This window comes from Nocardioides sp. NPDC006303, from assembly GCF_040613175.1.
In the GTDB taxonomy this organism is placed as follows: Bacteria; Actinomycetota; Actinomycetes; order Propionibacteriales; family Nocardioidaceae; genus Nocardioides.
Genome location: NZ_JBEXRR010000007.1, coordinates 108034 through 124246, shown reverse-complemented (window position 1 = coordinate 124246; position 16213 = coordinate 108034). Strand labels below are relative to the sequence as shown.

Here is a 16213-nt window from a genome sequence, read left to right as displayed (position 1 = left end):
TCATGTGTCATGACGACTTTGACCAATGACGAGGCAGTGCCGCAGAGCACGCAGAAGACGCCGCTGGTGGCTGCCGGACTGCTCATGGCGGTCGTCTCGGCGGTCACGTTCAGCCTCTCGGGCCCGCTGGGACGCGGCCTCTTCGACACCGGCTGGTCGACGGGCGGGGTGCTGGTGTTCCGCGTCGGCATCGGCGCGGTGGTGCTGGCGCCCTTCGCGCTGCGCGCGCTCGCCGGCCGGTGGCGGGGTGTTGCCGCGAGCTGGCGGGTCGTGGCGGCGTACGCACTGCTGGCCATCGTGGTGCCGCAGTTCGCCTTCTTCTCGGCAGTGCAGTGGATGGCGGTCGGGCCGGCGCTCCTGCTGGAGTACATGGGGGTGGTGCTCGTCGTCGCCTGGATGTGGCTGCGGCACGGCGAGCGGCCCTCGCGGCTGACGATGATCGGCGCGCTGGTCGCGATCGTCGGGCTCGTGCTCGTCCTCGATCTGGTCAGCGGCGCGAACGTGCACCCGTTCGGCATCATGTGGGGCTCCGCGGCCGCCGTCGGACTGGCCGGCTACTACGTGCTCAACGCCCATTCCAGCACCACGCTGCCGCCGCTCGCGCTGGCCTGGCTCGGCCTGACCGGCGCCACGGTCCTGCTCGCGCTGCTCTGCCTGGTCGGAGCCATCCCGTTCGCGATGGAGACCACGCCGGTGGTCCTGGCGGGCCTGGAGATGCCGTGGTGGGGCCCGCTGATCGGTCTCGGCGTGCTGACCTGCTCGGTTGCGTACGCCACCGGCATCGCCGCCACCCGCACCCTCGGTTCGCGGCTCTCGTCCTTCGTCGGGCTCCTCGAGGTCGTCTCGGCCGTCGTCGTGGCCTGGCTGCTGCTCGGCGAGGCGCCCGGCCTCATTCAGCTCATCGGCGGGCTGGTCGTGCTGGTCGGCATCATCGCGGTCCAGCAGGGAGAGCAGTCGACGACCGCCTCCTGACCAAACGCGAAGCGCCGCACGCATCAGCTGCGTGCGGCGCTTCACAGGCGGTTGGGACTAGCGCTCGTCCTGGGCCCTGACGTAGACCTCGCGGATCAGCATCAGGATGGCGGCGGCCGTCGGGATCGCCAGCAGGGCGCCGACGACACCGAGGAGCGAGGCACCGATGAGGGCCGCGATCACCGTGATGACGCCGGGGATGTCGACCGAGCGGGACATGACCCGTGGATAGACGACATAGTTCTCGAACTGCTGGTAGGCGATGTAGAAGATCACCGCGATGAGGCCGGTCTTCAGGTCGGTCGTCGCGAAGGTGATCGCGCAGACGATGATCGCACCGATGGTGGCCCCGATCATCGGGATCACGTCGGTGATCATGACGACGAAGGCCAGAGCGACCGCGTATTCGCCCATCCCGATGACGAAGAGCAGCACCAGGGTGGACAGACCGGCGCACAGCGCGACGATGAACGCCCCGGAGACATAGCCCCCGATGCCCTCGAAGACCCGGTCACCGAGCTTGCCGACCCGCTCGCGGCGCGAGGCCGGGGCGAGACGGTAGATGGCGTTCTTCGTCTGGTCGTAGGCGGCGATGAAGTAGAGCGTCAGGACGATGACGATGAAGCCCGTGACGAGCACGTTGATCACCGCCAGGCCCACGCCGAGCGCTCCACCGAACGCACTGCTGACGAAGTCGCCGCTGGCGACGTAGTCCTGCACCTTGTCGAGGATCTGGTAGTCCTCGTTGAACTGCTGGATGCGCTGGTTGCGCTGGAGCTCGTCGATCCAGTCCGGGACGTTGGCCGAGATCTTGGCGACCTGGTCGCTGATCACCGGCACGAGCGCCACGAAGAAGAGCACGAGGGCGCCCAGTACGCCGAGGATGACACTCAGGACCGCCCACGGACGTGGGAAGCCACGCCGCTGCAGGAACACCACCATCGGGTTGATCCCCGCGGCGATGAAGAGCGAGACCACCACCTGGAGGATCACGCTCCCCATCGTGGTGAGGAGGTTGCCCGCTGCGTAGGCCGTCAGCAGGCCGAGGCCCAGAAGCAGCCCGAACAGGTAGGGCGACCTCCGGTCGAACGGCGGTCCGGGCTTGCCGAACTTCTTGTCGCGCTCGCTCTCTTCAGGCTCCGGCTCCTCGACGGCGATCGCGGCCTCGCTGTCGACCGTCGCGTCGTCGGTGGAGTCGGTCTGGGCAGACGTCGTCTCCGGACCGTCCGCAGGACGGTCGGCAGCGGCCCCGCTCACCGGCTCTCGGTCGCAGTCTCGGGCTCGCGGATGGCGGTCTTCTCGGAGGGCTCGTCGTAGTCGTCGTAGTCGTCGTCGAGGTCGTCGTCCGAGTCGACCAGGGTGACGCTCTCGTCGGCCACCAGCTCACCGTCGACGATGTCCTCGTCCTCGGTGATCGGCTTCGGCGCCTCCAGCTCGGCCGGGTCCTCGGTCTTGCCGAACCCGGAGACCAGGTCGGTGAGCGAGGAGAGCTGAGCCGCGATCGCGTCGCGACGCTTGGTGAGGCGGTCGACCTCGGCCTTGATGATCGCGTGGCCCTTCTCGGCCTCGACGGTCGCGGTGGAGGCGAGGTGGTCGGCCTCGGCGCGAGCCTTGGACAGGATCGCCTCGGCGTCGCGGCGGGCGCGAGCGATGATCCCCTCGGACTCCTTGGCCAGCTCGGCGCGCTGGTCGGCGACGTGCTGGGCAGCGATCCGGGCTCGCTCCTCGGCGTCCGCGGCGCGAGTCTCGCCCTCGGTCACGATGCGAGTGGTCTCGGCCATCGCCTGGTCGTGGTGGTCGGCGGCCTCGCGGGCGAGACGCTCGCGCTCGACGGCGAGCATCCGCCGGGCCTCCTGGACCTCGCGGTCCGCGCCGGCGCGTGCCTTCTCGACCTCACGCTGGGTCGACGTACGCAGCTGGGTGACCTCCTGCTGCACGGCGAGCCGGATCTGGTCGGCCTCGCGCTTGGCGGCGGCGAGCAGCTCGTCGCTCTCGGCCTGCACCATCTTGCGGGCCTGCTGGACCTCCGAGGTCACCTTCTCACGGTGATCGTCGATCTCCTTGTAGTGCGTCGTACGCAGCGCCTCGATGTCACGCTGGGCGGAAGCCTTCGTCGCGGCAGCCTCACGCTGGGCGGCCTCGCGGATGACCGCGGCCTCCTTCTCAGCGGACTCCTTGACCGCGGCGGCCTCCTCCTCGGCCAGCCGGAGCATCGCGCTCGCGCGACCACCCAGGGAGGCGTAGGAGGGGGCTTCGTTGCCCTGGGTGGCAGCGGCCTTGAGGTCGGTGACCTTGCGCTCGAGCTCGGCGATGCGGCGCTGGGCGTTGCGCAGGGCCGACTGACCCTGGCCGTTGGCCTGGAGCAGCTGCTGCACCCGCGCGTTCACCGTGCCGGGGTCGTATCCGCCACGCCGCACGACCGGGAAGGCTGGGAGTGAGCCTGGAGCCGGTGGAGCCGAGTTGTGGCCGGAGCTGGGCGATCCGGACGCGCCAGGAACTCGAGGGAGAACCTGCGTCTCCGTCGAGTCCTGGTCGGGCTTCTTCCGAGGCTCGGAAGCCTCGTTGAAGATGGATAGTCCCTCATTCGTCATTTGTGGCGGATTCCTCACACTTTAGGGGGGTTTGTGTCTTGCCCTCTGCTCCCAAAGGGCAAGACTACGGCCGGTCACCCCTCGCGCAAGGGGAGACCGGCCGTGAATCCAGTCTCAAATGGGCTATTTACCCGGGCTCGACGTCTCAGATTCCGCGGAACAGGTTGATCTTGTCGATGTGAGCCGCGCGCTTCTCCTCGTCGAGGACGCCGAGGCCCTCCTCGGGAGCCAGGCAAAGCACGCCGACCTTGCCCTGGTGCTTGTTGTGGTGGACGTCGAGAGAGGCCTGGCCGACCTCTTCGAGGGTGTACGTCCGCGACAGGGTCGGGTGGATCTTGCCCTGGGCGATGAGGCGGTTGGCCTCCCACGACTCGCGGTAGTTCGCGAAGTGGCTCGAGATGATCTTCTTGAGGTTCATCCACAGGTAGCGGTTGTCGTACTCGTGCATGTAGCCCGAGGTCGACGCGCAGGTGGTGATGGTGCCGCCCTTGCGGGTGACGAACACGCTCGCGCCGAAGGTCTCGCGGCCCGGGTGCTCGAAGACGATGTCGATGTCCTCGCCGCCGGTGAGCTCGCGGATGGCCTTGCCCAGGCGCAGCCACTCCTTCGGGTTCTGCTTGGTGCCCTCCTCGTTCCAGAACTTGAAGTCCATCTCGGAACGGTTGATGACCATCTCGGCGCCCATGTTGCGCACGATCTTGGCCTTCTCCTCGTTGGAGACCACGCAGACCGGGTTGGCGCCGCCGTTGAGGGCGTACTGCGTCGCGAAGCCGCCGAGGCCGCCGGAGGCGCCCCAGATCAGGACGTTGTCGCCCTGCTTCATGTTGCCGCCGTTGGCGGAGACGAGCTGGCGGTAGGCGGTGCAGTTGACCAGGCCGGGGGAGGCGGCCTCCTCCCAGGTCAGGTGCTCGGGCTTCGGCATGAGCTGGTTGGCCTTGACCATCGCCACGTCGGCGAGGCCGCCGAAGTTGGTCTCGAAGCCCCAGATGCGCTGGGAGGGGTCCATCATCGTGTCGTTGTGGCCGTCGGGGGCCTCGAGCTCGACCGAGAGGCAGTGGGCCACGACGCGGTCGCCGGGCTTCCACTTGGTCACGCCGGCGCCCACGGCCAGCACGACGCCGGACAGGTCGGAGCCGACGATGTGGTAGTCGAGGTTGTGGCGGGCGCCGAGCTCGGACTCCTTGCCGTAGCGCTCCAGGAACCCGAAGGTGGAGACCGGCTCGAAGATCGAGGTCCACACGGTGTTGTAGTTGATCGCGGACGCCATCACCGCGACGAAGGCCTCGCCCGGACCGAGCTCGGGCAGGGCGACATCCTCGACGTGGAGGGACTTGCGCGGGTCCTTCTCCTTGGTCGCGACGCCCTCGAACATGTCGACCTCGTCCTTGTGGACGGTTGCGGCGCGGTAGTGGTCGGGGATCTCGAGGTTCGCAAACTCCTCGCCGGGCGTATCGCCGGCGAGAATCGCGTCGAGGATGTGTTGCATGGTCGGCTCCTGCGTCGTCGTAGGGGTCGCGGTTGACTCTAGTTCGCTGGACATTACTGGTGAGTAACCGCAATGGCCAGCCTGATGTGACACATGACTCTTGGATCGTTCACGTGCCGTGGTGGGGCCTGGCTTCAGTGGGCGGGGTTCGCGGCCGGCTCGACGAGCTCGACCAGGACGCCGCCGGCGTCCTTGGGGTGGATGAAGTTGATCCGGGAGTCGGCGGTGCCGCGTCGCGGTGCGTCGTACAGAAGACGTACGCCGCGCTCCTTGAGGATCGCCGAGACCTGCTCCACGTCGGTGACCCGGTAGGCGAGCTGCTGCATGCCGGGGCCGTTACGGTCGAGGAACTTGGCGATGGTGCTGTTCTCGTTGAGCGGGGCGAGCAGCTGGAGCTTGTTGTCGGAGTCGCCGATCGCGATCATCGCCTCCTCGACGCCCTGCTCCTCGTTGGTCTCGCGGTGGGCGAGCTTCATGCCGAAGGTCTTCTCGTAGAAGTCGATCGCCGCGTCCAGATCGGCGACGGCGAGACCGACGTGGTCGATCTGGGTGAACAGGTGCGATGGGATTTCCACGGATGTCATGGGCCTACTCTCCTTGAGGTCGGGCTCAACGGGCACAATGTGTGATGACAGCCACACCAGGCTGCGCTCAACACTCTTCCCACTGAGGTTACTAATTAGTAACCTCAAGGCAGATCAGCACCACCCAACATTCTTGGAGGACCCATGTCCAACGTCATCGTCGCCGGGGCACGTACGCCGATCGGCCGCCTGCTCGGCGGGTTCAAGGGCCTGTCCGCGGCCGATCTGGGCGGCATCGCCATCAAGGGCGCCCTGGAGAAGGCGGGCGTCTCGCCGGATCAGGTCGACTACCTGATCATGGGCCAGGTCATCCAGGCCGGTGCCGGCCAGAACCCGGCGCGTGCCGCGGGCATCGCCGGCGGGCTGCCGATGAACGTGCCCTCGATCACCATCAACAAGGTCTGCCTCTCCGGCCTCAACGCCATCGCCACGGCCGACCAGCTGATCCGTGCCGGTGAGGCGGAGGTCATCGTCGCGGGTGGCATGGAGTCGATGACCAACGCGCCGCACCTGCTGCCGAAGTCCCGCGAGGGCTTCAAGTACGGCGACACCACGCTGGTCGACTCGATGGCCTACGACGCGCTCTACGACCAGGCCACCAAGCAGGCGATGGGCGGGCTGACCGAGCAGATCAACTCCGAGGGTGTGAAGCTCACCCGCGAGGAGCAGGACGCGTTCGCCGCCACGTCGCACCAGCGCGCCGCCGCGGCGCAGAAGAACGGCCTCTTCGACGACGAGATCGTCCCGGTCTCCATCCCGCAGCGCAAGGGCGACCCGATCGTGATCAGCGCCGATGAGGGCGTACGCGGCGACACCACCGCCGAGTCGCTCGGCAAGCTCCGCCCGGCGTTCTCCAAGGAGGGCACCATCACCGCCGGCTCCGCCTCGCAGATCTCCGACGGCGCTGCCGCCGTCGTGGTCATGTCGAAGGAGAAGGCCGAGTCGCTGGGTCTGGAGTGGCTGGCCGAGATCGGCGCCCACGGCATGGTCGCCGGCCCCGACTCCTCGCTGCAGCTGCAGCCGGCCAACGCAACGGCCAAGGCCCTCGAGAAGGAGGGCATCACCGCCGCTGACCTCGACCTCGTCGAGTTCAACGAGGCGTTCGCGGCCGTCGGCATCGAGTCCACCAAGAAGCTCGGCCTCGACCCCGAGAAGGTCAACGTCAACGGTGGCGCGATCGCCCTCGGCCACCCGGTCGGCATGTCTGGGACCCGGGTCGTGCTCCACCTGGCGCACGAGCTCAAGCGCCGCGGCGGTGGCACCGGTGCCGCCGCGCTGTGTGGCGGTGGCGGTCAGGGCGACGCCCTGATCGTGCGTGTCCCCAAGGCCTGAGCCATCGCTGATGTGAGTGACCTGGTCGCGCGCGCCCGGGGCGGTGAGCCCCGGGCGGTCGCGCGGCTGGTGTCGTACGTCGAGAACGCCCCGGTCGGTGGGGGAGAGCGGCTCCGCGAGGTGATGGCCGCGCTCGCGCCTCACGGCGGGCACGCCCAGATCGTCGGGCTCACCGGCGCGCCCGGAGTCGGGAAGTCGACCACCACCTCCGCGCTGGTCCGCGAGCTGCGCTCCGCGGGGCGCACTGTGGCGGTGCTGGCCGTCGACCCGTCCTCGCCGTTCTCCGGTGGCGCGTTGCTGGGCGACCGGATCCGGATGACCGACCACGCCACCGACCCGGGTGTCTTCATCCGCTCGATGGCCTCCAGGGGTCATCTCGGCGGGCTGGCCTGGTCGGCGCCGCAGGCGATCCGGGTGCTGGACGCGGCCGGGTTCGACGTCGTGCTGGTCGAGACCGTCGGTGTCGGCCAGTCGGAGGTCGAGATCGCCGGCCTCGCCGACACCACCGTGGTGCTGCTCGCGCCCGGCATGGGTGACGGCATTCAGGCGGCGAAGGCCGGGATCCTGGAGATCGGCGACCTCTACGTCGTCAACAAGGCCGATCGCGACGGTGCGACCAAGGTCCAGCGCGACCTGCGCGGGATGCTGCGCCTCACCGACCGCACCGAGGGGGCCTGGACCCCACCCGTGCTCACCGCCGTCGCCCAGTCCGGCAAGGGTCTGGCCGAGGTCGTCGGCGCGCTCGACGAGCACCGGGACTGGCTGCGCTCCAGCGGGACGCTGGAGCTGCGGCGTACGCGTCGCGCCCGGGCCGAGGTCGAGGCCATCGCCGTCGAGACCCTGCGCGCGCGATGGTCGACGGTCGGTTCGGCCAGCGACCTGGACGCCCTTGCGGCGGACGTGGTCAAAGGCGTACGAGACCCCTACGCAGCCGCCGACACACTCCTCGCCGAATAGTCGGTTTCTGACGCCGAGTAGTCGATTTTCGGCGTCGAGAGGTCAGTTGTTGCCGGCGAGTAGGCAGGGCGTACGTCGCGGACTGACCTCTCGCTGTCAAAAACTGCCGTCTCGGCGTCAATAACTGACCTTTCGCGCTCAGAAACTGACTTCTCGGGGGAGGTTGTCCCGGCGTACGGCCTGTTCTCTCGCCACCGGTTCTGTGGAGTCACTATCGTTGGCTGCGTGAACCTCTTCGGTGTCGACATCTCCAAGCACCTCCTTCGCGACGAAGGTGAGGTCGTCGTCGACGAGGTCACCCATCACTGGGTCTCCTACCTCCGTCCGGTGGGCGAGGCGATCCTCGGGCTGGCGCTGATGATCGTCGCGGCGACGATCGACATGAACGTCGCCTGGATCATCGTGCTGCTCGCCTTCGCGCTGGTCGGGCACGCGTTCTGGCGGGCGCTGGTGGTCAGCCGGGACCGGTTCGTGGTCACCAACATGCGCATCTTCCGCGTCCACGGTGTGCTCTCGAGCGAGCTGGCGACCATGCCGCTGGCGCGAGTCCTCGACATCACCGTGAAGCAGTCGTTCACCGGCCAGATCTTCAACTACGGCCACTTCGTCTTCGAGTCGGCCGCCCAGGAGCAGGGCCTCAACAACATCTACTTCGTCGGCCGGCCGAACGAGCGAGATCTGACCATCCAGCGCGTCGTCCAGCGCGCCGGCCTGCGCGGCAGCGTGGGATAAACCCCGTCGGGTGCCCGCCACGCTGGTGCCTGCTCCTAGGATTGACCACATGACGCAGCAGCCGTTCTCCCGTCCCGGAGCCGTCGACCTCTCCGGGCTCGCCAGCACCTCGCCCGCCCAGGACGCCGCCTTCGGCGGTCCGGCCGATGCGGCTCCCGCCCAGGGGCGGAGCGCCGGCTCCTACACCGTCGAGGTCGACGAGCAGATCTTCCAGTCGGTGCTCGAGGCGTCGATGACCGCTCCGGTCGTCCTGGTCTTCTACTCGGCCTCCCGCGCGCCCGAGAGCGTCACCTATGCGGGCGACGTGTCGACGGTCGTGGAGGAGTACGACGGCCGCTTCCTGGTCGGCCTGGTCGACATCGACAAGAACCCGCAGATCGCGCAGGCGCTGCAGGTGCCCCAGGTGCCGCTCCTCTACATCCTCCTCGACGGCCGGCCGGTCACCCAGCCGATCCCGGGCGCGCTCAACCTCGAGGAGCTGCGTACGGTCTTCCAGCAGCTCGGCCAGCAGCTCACCACCCAGGGGATCGGCGGGCGGCACAAGCCCAACGCCCTCGGCGGTGCCGTGGCGACCGAGGACGGGGACGAGCCGGCGATGGATCCGCGCTACGCCCCGGCCCAGGACGCCCTGGAGCGCGGCGACATCGACGCCGCCGTGGCCGAGTACGAGAAGCTGATCGCCTCCAACCCCGCCGACTCCGAGGCCGCCGCCGGGCTGGCGATGGCCAAGGTGCTGCAGCGTACGCAGGGGGTCGACCTCAACGCCGCCCGTGCCGCCGCCGCGGGCGCGCCCGACGACGTCGACGCGCAGACGCTCGTCGCCGACCTGGACCTGCTCGGTGGCCACGTGGAGGACTCCTTCATCCGGCTGGTCGAGCTGGTGCGGCGTACGTCTGGGGATGAGCGCAACAAGGCGCGCGAGCACCTGCTGGGGCTCTTCGCCGCGGTCGGCAACGACGACGAGCGGGTGCTCAAGGGTCGTCAGTCGCTGGCCTCTGCCTTGTTCTGAGTGGCGCTGTTCTGAGCCGCGAGGGCCGTCAGCACGGCGGTGACCGCCGGTGAGGCGGCCATCGTGCGCCGGTGCAGCGCGAGGATCTCGCGCGTGGGGACCGGGTCGACGACGCGTACGGCGACCAGGTCCTCACCCAGTGCCGCCCGGCCCATGCGTGGGATGAGCGCGATCCCGAGGCCGGCTCGCACGAGAGCCAGATGGCTGTCGAACTCCATCGAGACGTGCGCGATCCGCGGCAGATGGCCGGTGCCGGCGTACATCCGGTTCAGCCACTGTCGGCAGATCGTGCCGTCCGGCGTCGCGATCCAGTCCTCGGCGACGAGGTCGTGCGGGGTCACCTTGGCCAGCTGAGCCAGCGGATGGTCGCGATGGGCGATCACGTCGGCGATGTCGCGGTGGAGCTCGGTGGTGACGAGATGGTCGGGGATGGAGAGCGGCACGTCGCCCCATGAGTGCACGACGCCGATCTCGCTGTGACCGGTGGCGACCAGGTCGACGGTGTCCCACGGCTCGCGCTCGGAGAGGGTGAGGGCGAGCTCGGGATGGGCGACGCGGAGCTGGCCCGCAACCGGTGCGACAAGCCCGCGCATCGCGGTCGAGAAGGCGGTCAGCCGCAGCCGACCGGCCACGGTGGTCGCCTGCTCGTGCAGCCCGGACTCCAGCGACTCCATGTCGGCGAGCAGCCGCGACCCCTCCTCGACCAGGTGCCTGCCGGCGTGGGTGAGCATGACGCCGCGCCCGATCCGCTCCAGCAGAGGTACGCCGACCTGCCGCTCGAGGCGTTTGACCTGCTGTGACACGGCGCTGGGCGTGAAGCCCAGGGCGTCGGCGGCCGCCACGACCGAGCCGTGGGTGTCGACGGTGCGCAGGGCGACGAGCGAGGCGAGGTCGATCATGAAGAAATGCTACGTCATCGGATGAAGAATCATTCGCTGGTGCTTCATTGTCTTTGGGGTCATCGTTGATGGTGTGAACCGCCGTGACTCGCTGCTCGCCGTCCTCGTCGCCGTCCTGTGGGGCTTCAACTTCGTCGTCATCGACTGGGGCCTCGAGGCGCGCGACGGGCATGCGGTGCCGCCGCTGCTCCTGCTCGCGGTGCGGTTCGTCCTGGTCGCCTTCCCGGCGGTGTTCCTGCTCCCACGGCCGAAGGCGTCGTGGCGGGTGGTGGCGGCGGTCGGGATCTTCATGAGCCTGGGCCAGTTCGGGCTGCTCTACACGAGCATGGCCGCCGGGATGCCGCCTGGGCTCGCCGGGCTGGTGCTCCAGGCGCAGGTCGTGCTCACCATCGTCATCGCGGCCGGTGTGCTGCGCGAGCGGCCGACCCTCTTGCAGGTGGTCGGCGTCGCCGCCGGCGCCCTCGGGCTCGTCGTGGTGGCGCTCGGGCGAGGCGGTCACGTGCCCGTCGTCGCGCTGGTGCTCTGCCTGCTCGCGGCTCTGTCGTGGGCGATCGGCAACGTGATCTCCCGGGCGGCCAAGGTGCCCGGGGGGCTCTCGCTGACGGTCTGGTCGGCCCTGGTCGTTCCGCTCCCGCTGCTGGCGCTCTCGCTGGTTCTCGACGGGCCCGACGGGGTCCGCGAGGGAGTGGCCGCCTTCGGCTGGGAGGCGCTCGTGTCCACGGCCTACACGGTGGTGCTGGCCTCGTTCGTCGGCTACGGGATCTTCAACTCGCTGCTCGCGAAGCACCCGGCGTCGTCGGTGGTGCCGTGGATCCTGCTGGTGCCGCCGGTCGCGATCGGCTCGGCCTGGCTGCTGCTCGGGGAGGTGCCCAGCGCCGGCGAGCTCACCGGTGGCGCCCTCCTGGTGATCGGGGCGCTCGTCGCTCAGGGAGTGCTACGCGCGCCCCGACTCGGTGTAGCCGGGGCCGCCCCGCAGCGCGGCGAGGGCGGCCTCGACCCGGCGCGCGGTGAAGTCGGCGGCCCGCTCGCGGACCTCGTCGAGGGTGCAGAACGCCACTGAGCGGATCTCGCGCGGCTGGAGGGTGGTGCGCTCGATGATCGTGGACGGGTGGACGCCGCCGTCGAAGACCAGGCAGACGGCGTCGTCCCAGCCGCCCCACGGGGGCAGCCAGTCGGTGAGCAGCAGGTCGCCGGCGGGGAGGACGAGGGCGAGCTCCTCCTCGATCTCGCGGGTGGTGGCGAGCTTCGGCGACTCACCGACCTCCACGATGCCGCCGGGCAGGTCCCAGTCCTTCTTGTAGGTCAGCTGGCACATCAGGACGCGCTCCTCGGCGTCGCGCACCAGCATCTGCCCGATCGCGCGCTTGCGCGGGAGGAACGAGTTGAGCAGCGCCCGGAAGCCCTCGGGTGCCTCCACCGGGGCATCGCTCGCGACCCGGGCATAGAGCATCCGGTCCTTGCCGCCCGCCACCCCGCGGAGCAGCCCCTCGCGGTGGAGACCCGACCAGGTCGCGGTGCGCTGCTCGGTCGGGTCGTCCGGGTCGACCAGCGCCTCCACCCGATGATGGGTGAGCAGCGCGGCGGCAACCTCGCGGCGTACGACATCGACGGCCTCGCCCGCGGCCCACTCGATCCGGGCAACGCCCTCCGCCACCGTCGTCGTCTCTGGCTCGCTCACGGCGACAACCCTAGTGTCACAACCTGATGAGTGCCGGTGTCTGGATGGTGACGAGATGCTCCGCACGACACAGGAGGGCAACGATGCCCAGCACGTTCAGGATCCCGAAGGCAGATCTGACCGGCCTCTACGGCGCCGTGGTGCGGCGGGTGAGCAGGAAGATGTACGGCGAGGTCCCCGACGTCGGCTACGTCTACTTCCACCACAAGCCGCTGCTGCGCGCGGTGATGGGGTTCGAGACCAAGGTGGGGAAGTGGAAGGCGCTCGACCCGACGTACAAGTCGCTGGCCGAGATGGCCGCAGCGAGCACGATCGGGTGCAGCTGGTGCCTGGACTTCGGCTATTACCTCGCCCGCAACGAGGACCTCGACCTCGAGAAGATCAGCCAGGTGCAGGTGTGGCGGATCGCTGACGTCTTCGACGAGACCGAGCGGAAGGTCATCGAGTACGCCGAGGCGATGTCGTCCACGCCGATGACCGTCACCGACGAGATGGTCGCGGCCCTGCTGGCCGAGCTGGGCACCGAGGCGATGGTGGAGCTGACCCAGATGATCGCGGTGGAGAACATGCGCTCGAGGTTCAACTCGGCCGCCGGGCTGCAGAGCCAGGGCTACTCCGACGTCTGCGAGATCCCGCTCGCACCGGCGGTAGGGTCGCACGCATGAGCCAGCCGACCGGCGACGATGCCGCGACGAAGGTCTTCGTCGCTCACCGCAACCTGCTCTTCACGGTGGCCTACGAGATGCTCGGCTCGGCCGCCGACGCCGAGGACGTGCTCCAAGAGACCTGGCTGCGCTGGGCCGAGGTGCCGCTGGAGGAGGTGCGCGACCACCGCGCCTATCTGGTGCGGATCACGACCAGGCTCGCGCTCAACCGCATCCGGACGCTCTCGCGCCGCAAGGAGACGTACGTCGGTCCGTGGCTGCCGGAGCCGCTGCTGACCGCGCCGGACGTCGCCGAGGACGCCGAGCTCGCCGACTCGCTCTCGACCGCGGTGCTGCTGGTGCTGGAGACGCTCTCGCCGACCGAGCGGGCGGTCTTCGTGCTGCGCGAGGTCTTCGCGCTCGGCTACGACGAGATCGCGGCGGCGGTCGACAAGTCGCCCGCCGCGGTGCGCCAGATCGCCCACCGGGCGCGCGATCACGTCGCCGAGCGGCGCCCGCGCGAGTCCGTCTCGGCGGCCGAGGCGCGGCACGCGCTGGAGCGGTTCCGCGACGCCGCGACCGGCGGCGACCTGCAGTCGCTGCTGGACGTGCTCGCCCCCGACGTCGTGCTCTTCTCCGACGGCGGCGGTGTGGTGCAGGCCGCCCGCAAGCCGATCCACGGCGCCGAGAAGGTGCTGCGGTTCTTCGCGGGGCTGGCCACGAAGTACGGCATCCCCAGGTTCGAGCTGACCAGCGTCAACCGCGCGCCCGGGATGCTGATCTACTTCGGCGACGAGGTCGACGGCGTCGTCACCCTGCACGTCGAGGACGGCATGGTCACCGGCCTCTACTACGTACGCAACCCCTCCAAGCTCAGCGGCGTCGTCGAGCAGGTCCATCTGGAACGTTGAGGCTGCCGCCGGCGCTGAGGTGGCGCGTGGGAAGGTGACGACCCACGTGCTGCTGCTTGGAGGTTGGCGATGGAAGAGCGGGTCGACGGGCGGCCACTGCTCGCGGTGCTGGTCACGCTCTGCGTGACCGTCACCGCGGCGTACGGCGTCCTCTACTACGCCTTCACCGTCCTGCAGCCGCGGATCGTCGACACCACCGGATGGTCGGCGGCCGCGATCACCACCGCCTTCTCCGCGGGCACGCTCGTTGGGGCCGTGGCGGGCATCCCCGTCGGGCGGTTCATCCAGCGCTTCGGGCCGCGGTGGGTGATGGCCGGGGCCAGCCTGCTGGGGGCGGCGTCGCTGCTAGTGGTCGCTGCCGCGCCCTCGTACTGGATCTTCGTTCTGGGCTGGCTGCTGGTCGGGCTCTCGACCGCCGGCACCTTCTACCCGCCGGCCTTCGCGGCGCTGACCCACTGGTTCGGTACGCGGCGGGTCGATGCGATCACCACCCTCACCCTCGCCGGCGGGTTCGCCTCGACGATCTTCGCGCCGCTCACCGATGCGCTGGCTGGCTGGGTGGAGTGGCGATGGACGTACGTGATCCTGGCCGGTGCCTTCCTTGTGCTGACCTTCGTGCCGAGCATCGTCGTGCTCGATCTCGCCTGGGAGCCGGCGGCCCCGAGCAAGGACGGTCGACCGGTGCGGGACCGGGACGTGCTGCGGAGCAGCCGGTTCGTGCTGCTCACGCTTGCGGGCACCCTGGTCTCGCTGGCCGTGTTCGCCTCGATCGTCCACCTGGTTCCGTTCCTCGTCGAGCACGGGCTGAGCGCGACCACCGCCGCCTGGGCCCTCGGCCTCAGTGGCGCCGGCCAGGTCGCGGGACGTGCGTTCTATCCGATGCTGGCGCGTCGTTTCGGTGTCCGGGCGCGGATGATCGGGGGAGTGCTCTGGTTCGCCGCCTCCATCGCCCTGCTGCCGTTGCTGCCCGCGGTCGGCTGGGTGATGATCGTCGTCTCGGTGCTCACCGGCACTGCTCGCGGGCTCTACACGCTCATCGCAGCGACCGTCGTCAGTGACGTGTGGGGGCCGGAGAGGTACGCCGCGCTCAACGGTGTCTACTCGGCTCCCGCTGGGGTTGCTGGTGCGCTTGCTCCTGCTGTGGGGGCTGCGCTCGCTACCGTGCTGGGCGGGTATGACGCGCTCTACTGGGTGCTTGCTGGGACTGTCCTCGTTGCTGCATTGCTTGCCGGGAGCGCGTTGGCGTCGTTCGGGCGACGGTGACTCAGCCCTCTGGGCTTTGTCCGAGAGGGACTAGGGGACGACAACGGCGCGTCCGCGGAGCGTGCCTTCGTGAAGTCGCCGGTACGCCTCCGGTGCCTCGTCCAGGGAGAACTGCTCCGTCTCGACGTGCACGAGCCCGGCGCGGGCGAGGTCGAAGACCTCCATCAGCTCCGAGCGCGAGCCCCAGTACGGAGCCCGGATCACCGCGTCGTACGGCTTGGCGAGCGTGCCGACCTGGGCGCTGGCGGTGTTGACGCCGACGATGACCAGGTCGCTCTCCACGCCGATCACGGACGAGGCCAGGTCGACGGTCGGCTGGGCGCCGACGAAGTCGAAGACGGCGGTGACGCCGCGGGCGCCGACCACCTTGCGGATGTTGTCGGCGGCCGTCTTGTCGGACGGGAAGGCGTGGTGGGCGCCGACGTCGGTGGCCAGCGCGAGCTTGTCCTCGCTGAGGTCGAGCGCGATCACGGTCGCGGGGGAGAGGGCCCGCAGCAGCTGGATCGCGACGTGGCCGAGGCCGCCCGCGCCGATCACGACGGCGGTCGAGCCGGCGACCAGCTTGGGCAGCGAGCCCTTGATGGCGTGGTAGGGCGTCAGGCCGGCGTCGGTGAGCGCCACGTTGGCGACCGGATCGAGGTCGCCGAGCGGCAGCAGGTGGCGGGCGTCCGGCACGAGGACGTACTCGGCCATGGTCCCGTCCGTGCCGAGCCCTGGCGGGCTGATGTGGAGCTCGGCGGCGCGCTCGCAGTAGTTCTCCTTGCCCTGCGCGCAGGGGTAGCAGCGGCCGCAGCCCTGCGGCCCGTAGATCGCCACCGGCTCGCCGGGCTCGATCCCGTGCGCCCCGTCGCCGAGGGCGTCGACAACCCCGACGCCCTCGTGCCCGAGCGTCATCGGCAGCGGGTAGCCGAACGAATGCCAGGCATCCTCCGGCAGGCCCATCAGGAAGGAGTCGGAGTGGCAGGCGCCGGCCGCGGTGATCTTCACCCGCACCTGGCCCGGTGCCGGCTCCGGCACCGGAACCTCGCTGATCTCCGGCGCAGCGCCGATCGTGACGTACCTCAGAGCCTTCATCGTCGATCTCCAGACCGGCAGGACCCCCGCCCGCCGCTGCGTCCCGTTCTACCCTGGCGTCCGCGAAGACGCCAGGGTAGA

Annotated in this window: 15 protein-coding genes and 1 pseudogene; 9 read left to right on the top strand and 7 right to left on the bottom strand. The window is 69.5% G+C overall.

Annotated elements, in window-relative coordinates:
- Positions 1–9 precede the first annotated feature (9 nt).
- Positions 10–972, top strand: a complete 963-nt coding sequence (locus ABZY89_RS08270; RefSeq protein WP_355226224.1) for a DMT family transporter — start codon at positions 10–12, stop codon at positions 970–972.
- 57 nt (positions 973–1029) lie between these two features.
- Here ABZY89_RS08270 and ABZY89_RS08265 read toward each other — a convergent pair whose 3' ends face one another.
- The 4 genes from ABZY89_RS08265 to mce all read right to left on the bottom strand — a co-directional run bounded on the left by ABZY89_RS08265 (position 1030) and on the right by mce (position 5633).
- On the bottom strand, positions 1030–2229 hold the full coding sequence (locus ABZY89_RS08265) for an AI-2E family transporter (protein ID WP_355226222.1): 1200 nt from the start codon (positions 2227–2229) through the stop codon (positions 1030–1032).
- Complete coding sequence (locus ABZY89_RS08260) at positions 2226–3389, bottom strand: hypothetical protein (protein WP_355226220.1); 1164 nt, start codon at positions 3387–3389, stop codon at positions 2226–2228. Before ABZY89_RS08260 ends, ABZY89_RS08265 begins: the two co-directional genes overlap by 4 nt.
- A 319-nt stretch (positions 3390–3708) precedes the next feature.
- On the bottom strand, positions 3709–5049 hold the full coding sequence (ccrA, locus tag ABZY89_RS08255) for a crotonyl-CoA carboxylase/reductase (protein WP_355226219.1): 1341 nt from the start codon (positions 5047–5049) through the stop codon (positions 3709–3711).
- Between the two features lie 134 nt (positions 5050–5183).
- Positions 5184–5633 (bottom strand): methylmalonyl-CoA epimerase, encoded by a 450-nt coding sequence (mce, locus tag ABZY89_RS08250; protein ID WP_350659718.1) that lies wholly within the window; start codon positions 5631–5633, stop codon positions 5184–5186.
- Positions 5634–5777: 144 nt separating this feature from the next.
- On the opposite strand from mce, the gene ABZY89_RS08245 reads away from it, so the two are divergent.
- The 4 genes from ABZY89_RS08245 (at position 5778) to ABZY89_RS08230 (ending at position 9663) form a co-directional block, all read left to right on the top strand.
- The gene (locus ABZY89_RS08245; protein ID WP_355226217.1) at positions 5778–6965 is read left to right on the top strand and encodes an acetyl-CoA C-acetyltransferase; all 1188 of its coding nucleotides are present in this window, start codon (positions 5778–5780) and stop codon (positions 6963–6965) included.
- Positions 6966–6977: 12 nt separating this feature from the next.
- Positions 6978–7922 carry a methylmalonyl Co-A mutase-associated GTPase MeaB gene (meaB, locus tag ABZY89_RS08240; protein WP_355226215.1) on the top strand — a complete coding sequence of 315 codons (945 nt, stop codon included), beginning with the start codon at positions 6978–6980 and terminating at the stop codon, positions 7920–7922.
- Positions 7923–8147: 225 nt separating this feature from the next.
- Positions 8148–8654, top strand: coding sequence for a PH domain-containing protein (locus ABZY89_RS08235; protein WP_160027818.1), 507 nt, complete (start codon positions 8148–8150; stop codon positions 8652–8654).
- A gap of 49 nt (positions 8655–8703) precedes the next feature.
- On the top strand, positions 8704–9663 hold the full coding sequence (locus tag ABZY89_RS08230; protein WP_355226213.1) for a tetratricopeptide repeat protein: 960 nt from the start codon (positions 8704–8706) through the stop codon (positions 9661–9663).
- Here ABZY89_RS08230 and ABZY89_RS08225 read toward each other — a convergent pair.
- On the bottom strand, positions 9636–10562 hold the full coding sequence (locus tag ABZY89_RS08225; protein ID WP_355226211.1) for a LysR family transcriptional regulator: 927 nt from the start codon (positions 10560–10562) through the stop codon (positions 9636–9638). The genes ABZY89_RS08230 and ABZY89_RS08225 overlap by 28 nt on opposite strands.
- Before the next feature lie 73 nt (positions 10563–10635).
- On the opposite strand from ABZY89_RS08225, the pseudogene ABZY89_RS08220 reads away from it, so the two are divergent.
- A pseudogene (locus ABZY89_RS08220) lies at positions 10636–11472 on the top strand (EamA family transporter); the annotation flags it as partial.
- A 24-nt stretch (positions 11473–11496) separates the two neighbouring features.
- Here ABZY89_RS08220 and ABZY89_RS08215 read toward each other — a convergent pair.
- Positions 11497–12240: an NUDIX hydrolase gene (locus ABZY89_RS08215; RefSeq protein ID WP_355226209.1), complete on the bottom strand. Its 744-nt coding sequence runs from the start codon at positions 12238–12240 to the stop codon at positions 11497–11499.
- Between the two features lie 83 nt (positions 12241–12323).
- Between ABZY89_RS08215 and ABZY89_RS08210 the strand changes: the two genes are divergently transcribed.
- The 3 genes from ABZY89_RS08210 to ABZY89_RS08200 all read left to right on the top strand — a co-directional run bounded on the left by ABZY89_RS08210 (position 12324) and on the right by ABZY89_RS08200 (position 15058).
- Entirely contained in the window at positions 12324–12905 is a 582-nt protein-coding gene (locus tag ABZY89_RS08210) for a carboxymuconolactone decarboxylase family protein (protein WP_355226208.1), read from the top strand.
- Positions 12902–13795 carry an RNA polymerase sigma-70 factor gene (locus ABZY89_RS08205; RefSeq protein ID WP_355226207.1) on the top strand — a complete coding sequence of 298 codons (894 nt, stop codon included), beginning with the start codon at positions 12902–12904 and terminating at the stop codon, positions 13793–13795. The genes ABZY89_RS08210 and ABZY89_RS08205 overlap by 4 nt, the downstream gene beginning before the upstream one ends.
- A gap of 69 nt (positions 13796–13864) precedes the next feature.
- Entirely contained in the window at positions 13865–15058 is a 1194-nt protein-coding gene (locus ABZY89_RS08200; RefSeq protein WP_355226205.1) for an MFS transporter, read from the top strand.
- A gap of 30 nt (positions 15059–15088) precedes the next feature.
- On the opposite strand, the gene ABZY89_RS08195 is transcribed toward ABZY89_RS08200, so the two are convergent.
- Entirely contained in the window at positions 15089–16132 is a 1044-nt protein-coding gene (locus tag ABZY89_RS08195) for an NAD(P)-dependent alcohol dehydrogenase (protein WP_355226204.1), read from the bottom strand.
- Between the last annotated feature and the right edge of the window lie 81 nt (positions 16133–16213).

Coding starts and splice junctions, on each gene's coding strand:
- ABZY89_RS08270 (WP_355226224.1), top strand. CDS start 10: ATGACGACTTTGACCAATGACGAGGCAGTGCCGCAGAGCACGCAGAAG.
- ccrA (WP_355226219.1), bottom strand. CDS start 5,049: ATGCAACACATCCTCGACGCGATTCTCGCCGGCGATACGCCCGGCGAG.
- mce (WP_350659718.1), bottom strand. CDS start 5,633: ATGACATCCGTGGAAATCCCATCGCACCTGTTCACCCAGATCGACCAC.
- ABZY89_RS08245 (WP_355226217.1), top strand. CDS start 5,778: ATGTCCAACGTCATCGTCGCCGGGGCACGTACGCCGATCGGCCGCCTG.
- ABZY89_RS08230 (WP_355226213.1), top strand. CDS start 8,704: ATGACGCAGCAGCCGTTCTCCCGTCCCGGAGCCGTCGACCTCTCCGGG.
- ABZY89_RS08225 (WP_355226211.1), bottom strand. CDS start 10,562: ATGATCGACCTCGCCTCGCTCGTCGCCCTGCGCACCGTCGACACCCAC.
- ABZY89_RS08210 (WP_355226208.1), top strand. CDS start 12,324: ATGCCCAGCACGTTCAGGATCCCGAAGGCAGATCTGACCGGCCTCTAC.
- ABZY89_RS08205 (WP_355226207.1), top strand. CDS start 12,902: ATGAGCCAGCCGACCGGCGACGATGCCGCGACGAAGGTCTTCGTCGCT.
- ABZY89_RS08200 (WP_355226205.1), top strand. CDS start 13,865: ATGGAAGAGCGGGTCGACGGGCGGCCACTGCTCGCGGTGCTGGTCACG.
- ABZY89_RS08195 (WP_355226204.1), bottom strand. CDS start 16,132: ATGAAGGCTCTGAGGTACGTCACGATCGGCGCTGCGCCGGAGATCAGC.